Below are 4533 nucleotides of genomic sequence, written 5' to 3' on the forward strand. Positions count from 1 at the left end.
GAAAATTTTAAATATTTTAGAAGCGATGAGAAGATTTATTTTATCAGCGTAAACGACGAAGTAACCAAAAGGTTGCAAAATTCGCCTAGATTCGTAAATTTGGAGCCCTATTTTGAACTAGATACTATCTATAAAGGCCTTGGTATCGACCGCGTGGCTAGCTGTTATGCCGTAAAAAACGGTCTTATTGTCGATGCAGGTAGTGCCGTAACCATAGACGTTATGATGGACTCTATGCACCTTGGCGGCGCGATAGTGCCCGGCATTTCGCACATCCTAAAAGCTTGCGAAGTAATTTCGCCTAGGCTAAAAATCTCGCTAAATTCGCAGATCGACCTCGACGCACTCCCGCAAAAAACGACCGACGCGGTAAGCTACGGCGTCATAAAGCCACTCCTGCTTCTCATCGAAAGTATGGCAAACGGCTCGAAAATCTACTTCACGGGCGGCGACGGCGAGTTTTTATCGCGCTTTTTTACCACGAGTATCTACGACCGCATGCTCGTATTTCGCGGGATGCAAAAACTAATCGAACAAAAAAAGGACATCTTATGCTAACGGTTGCTTTGCCAAAAGGCCGCATCGCCGACGAAACGCTCGCGATTTTTAGGAAAATTTTTCAAAGCTCGTTTGAGTTTGAGGATAGAAAACTACTGATGAGCGAGGGCGATTTTAAATTTCTAATGGTTCGCAACCAAGACATCCCGACCTACGTCGTAAACGGTGCTGCAGATATCGGCGTGGTGGGCCTTGACGTACTTGAAGAGCACCGTCCAGACGTCGTGCGCCTACTTGATCTAAAGATCGGTAAATGCCGCGTCTGTGTGGGTATCAAAGATGGTGAGGAGTTAAATTTAAACGCTCCAGAGCTAAAGATCGCCACTAAAATGCCGCACATCTCCCGCAACTATTTTGCCGCAAAGGCGACCGCGCTAAAGATCATCAAGCTCTACGGCTCGATCGAGCTAGCGCCGCTGGTTGGACTAGCCGACGCAATCGTGGACGTCGTTGAAACTGGCACTACAATGAAACAAAACGGACTTAGAGTCGCCGAGACCATCATGAACAGCTCCGCGCACCTCATCGCAAATAAAAATAGCTTTATCATCAAAAAAGACGAAATTTTATCGCTTTACGAAAAAATCAAAGCGCAAATTTAAGCTAAATTTGTAAGTCGAATTAACCTGCGTCTTTACGATGCAGATCGCTAAATTTAGCTTTTTTATTTCTGTAAAAAATATCTTGAAATTTGATAGCTTTTAATCACAATACTCGGCGATCAATCTTGATAAAATTTAAACCATACAAAGCTCGCAAGCCAAACTACAAAAACCAAATATACTTAGCTTTTTGGGGCGCATGGACAAATCTTATCCTTGTGCGATATGATGCTTTTTCGTAATCAAACAGGAAGCGCCAAAACCCAATAAAAATTAAAGTCAAATTTGACGCTGCTGTCGCAAAAACAAAAATTTAAACCAAACTTAGTACAAACACAAGAAGGCAATTGATCCATAAATAATTACAAAAGTTAATGAAGCAGACCCCAAAGCGTGTCAAGTGCATAAATTCGGCAATTATCTCAACGAGATTTCATTTTATAAAGCTTTAATTGGTAGTTATTTACAAAAACCGGTCCGCTTTAAAATTTCTGCAAGAGACATTATTGTTTTTATTAAAAGTTAAAATGATATAAAAATCGGCGATAATTCATCAAAAAATCAAGGCTAATTTACAAGACGGCAAAAGATTAAAGCCTCCAGCAAAATAGCGTCGCAGTTAAATTTTAATCCTCGTAAAGGCTATCTCTAGGCTCGCCCAGATAAAAACCCTGAAACTCGTCCACGCCAAGCTCTACGCATGCATCAAACACCTCTTTTGAGCGGACAAATTCGGCTATTACCGTGATATCAAGCTTTTTAGCAAAGGCGATGATCGCGCCTGCTATAGCGCGAGAGTCCTCGCTCGTGTCGATATTTTTTATGATGGAGCCGTCGATTTTTATGTAGTCGGGCTTTAGTTTCAGGATGTAAGAGAAGTTACTATAGCCAGAGCCAAAATCGTCTATAGCGATCTTGACGCCCATCCTGCGCACGCGCTCGATAAATGTTCCTATACGCTCTATATTTTCAATGTTTTCATCCTCTAGTATTTCAAATATCACGCGTCCGGCAACTTTGTATTTATTTAATTTTTCGATGATAAACACGCTTACGTCGCCGTCGGTCATATCGCGCCCGGATAAATTTATAGAGATTACGGCGTCGGGCCTATCGGCGATTAGTTTAAAGCTTTTTTCGATCAACATTTTTTCGATATCGGTATAGCGTTTGATGCGCTTTGAAACCTCCAAAAAGACGCTTGGAGAGATGATTTCGTTACTGTTTTGGATGCGGATTAGAGTTTCGTGCTTTACGATTTGCTTTTCTTTATTAAATATCGGTTGATAAAACGGCACGATCCTATCGTTTATGATAGCGTTTCGTATCATATTTGAGCGAGTGATTTGCTCGGCGTATTGCGGCGTATCGTCGATGTTTTTAAAGTAGCAAAAATAGTCCTTTCCGCTTTGTTTAGCAAACTCAAGCGCCGTCATCGCCTTTTTAAGCGTGTCTAATTCATCTAGCGCAAAGCCCACCGTGCAGTGTATCTCTATCTCGCTTTGCTCGCCGTCAAGTGCGGTGATATCGACGACTAGACCTTTGATATTATCCAAAAGCTCGGTAGCTAAATCCTCATACCTATCGATAAAAAACGCTGCATCCTCGATAAACGCAAACTGATCGGGCCCCACTCGGTAAACCGCCATATTATTATCATCTGCGAATTTTTGCGAAATTTGCGTCATTCGTACTAAAATTCTGTCGCAAACTGCAGTGCCGAAGTAGTTATTCATTTTTCTAAATTCGTCGATATCCACAATGATGATTTTAGGGCTTTTCATCGCCTCCAGATCACGCTCCAGAGCTGTTTTATTAGGCAAACCCGTAAGAGAATCTCTATAAAGCCGCTTTTGCATCTCGGCATTATTGGCTACGAGCTTGGCATTAGTTTTCATTAGGGAGACTTGATTATTTCTTATACTTCTATAAAAAAGCAAATATTGAAAAATACAAATAAGCACCATTACGCTCGTTACGATAAATGTATTTTTCATATTCACGATAAACCACTGCGCAAAAAGCGGATCGTCAAAACCGGAAATTTTAACGCCTTGAACCATATTGTAACCTATTATCGCGCCGTCTATATTTTTAAAATAGCAGATCTCGGCTTTATTGTCTGGGATTAGTTTTATACTTTTATAGGCTCCGTTGCGAGCTAACTCTGCGTGTGCATTGGCGTCCATACCGCAAAATTTATAGGGTAAATTTTCCCCGATTAAGCTTGGTTGTTGTGAGCTAGCTAGGATAATGAGTTCGTTTTTTTCGCCTGTTTGCTTTACGATCCACGAAGGGATAGACTTTGCCGCTTCGCTATGTCTTTGAAACTCCTCTATATCACGCTTTGCGACGTCTTTATAAATCATTTGCAATATGTTCATATAGGACTCCACCTTGCTCTGTATATCGATGTTTGAGATATAGTTGGAGGAGTCTTGTAGCTTTTTATAAAATATAAAACCCATAGCTAGACAAGAGCAGATCACGAGTACGGCGATCGGCAGGACGATGAACTGCGTCATCGACTTTTTAAAATCTAAATTTTGCATAAAACTTCTTTAAAAAAATTACTCTCATTTTATCATTATTTACTTAAGTTAATTATAAAAGCTAAATTTTATAAAAATAGTTTATAAAGTAAAAAGAACGCAAACCCCAGCAAAATGACCGCGCACACGTAGTTTAGCCATTTAGCGACGTTTTGAGAGATAAATTTGGCGCTTTTATGCACGGCAAACGGCATCGAAACGATCCAGATAAATATCGCCGCGACTAGCCCCGCTACGACCGCGCCCGCGTTTTCAAAGCTTTTGGCAAAGCCTGCGACGCTGAGCCAAAATCCGACGGTATATGGATTTGCAAGCGTGACGAAAAGGCCTTTTGCGTAGTTTTTGCTAAATTTGACCTCGGCGTCCAGCGCGTCCGCCGTTATAGGCTTATCTGCGTTTTTAAATATGACGTAGGAGATGTAGACTAGATAACAAAATCCAAAAATCCCGATGACTTTTTCTACCGTTTCGCCCTGCAAATACTCAAGCACGCCAAACGCTAAAAGCAGCAGATACGCCACATCCGCGCTCATAGCGCCAAGCCCGATAGCAAACGCTGCCCAAAACGACCTTACCGCAGCACTCATTATCATCACGTTTACGGGCCCCAGCGGCACCGCCGCGCTAAAACCCAGTAGCAAGCCTTGCAAAAACGCGTTCATCTTCATCCTTTTTTATTTTTGTATTTTGGATTTTACCTAAATTTGAGAGATTTTTAGGTCGTTAAATTTGACGAGAAAGGCGGATTTAAATTTTAACGGAACACGCAAATTTGATTTGGGAATTTAGAATTTTACTCGCCGAGACCCGCGCCTTTAAGG

Annotated in this window: 4 protein-coding genes; 2 read left to right on the plus strand and 2 right to left on the minus strand. The window is 41.5% G+C overall.

The genetic code is table 11. The features are described 5' to 3' along the window. On the plus strand, window positions 1-558 hold a 558-nt coding region (locus Q0314_RS07100; protein WP_298057813.1), incomplete at its 5' end, for a type III pantothenate kinase. Beyond that, on the plus strand, window positions 552-1160 hold the full coding sequence (hisG, locus tag Q0314_RS07105; RefSeq protein ID WP_298057815.1) for an ATP phosphoribosyltransferase: 609 nt from the start codon (window positions 552-554) through the stop codon (window positions 1158-1160). The genes Q0314_RS07100 and hisG, both read left to right, overlap by 7 nt. Before the next feature lie 626 nt (window positions 1161-1786). Here the strand turns inward: hisG and Q0314_RS07110 are convergent. Further along, window positions 1787-3712, minus strand: a complete 1926-nt coding sequence (locus Q0314_RS07110) for a bifunctional diguanylate cyclase/phosphodiesterase (RefSeq protein WP_298057816.1) — start codon at window positions 3710-3712, stop codon at window positions 1787-1789. Window positions 3713-3780: 68 nt separating this feature from the next. Next, the gene (locus tag Q0314_RS07115) at window positions 3781-4374 is read right to left on the minus strand and encodes a LysE family transporter (protein WP_298057818.1); all 594 of its coding nucleotides are present in this window, start codon (window positions 4372-4374) and stop codon (window positions 3781-3783) included. Between the last annotated feature and the right edge of the window lie 159 nt (window positions 4375-4533).

The organism is uncultured Campylobacter sp. (assembly GCF_938040115.1).
Taxonomy (GTDB): domain Bacteria; phylum Campylobacterota; class Campylobacteria; order Campylobacterales; family Campylobacteraceae; genus Campylobacter_A.

Bases quoted from the DNA above. Each gene is read 5' to 3' on its own strand.
- Q0314_RS07115 (WP_298057818.1), bottom strand. From the start codon at position 4,374: ATGAACGCGTTTTTGCAAGGCTTGCTACTGGGTTTTAGCGCGGCGGTG.
- Q0314_RS07110 (WP_298057816.1), bottom strand. From the start codon at position 3,712: ATGCAAAATTTAGATTTTAAAAAGTCGATGACGCAGTTCATCGTCCTG.
- hisG (WP_298057815.1), top strand. From the start codon at position 552: ATGCTAACGGTTGCTTTGCCAAAAGGCCGCATCGCCGACGAAACGCTC.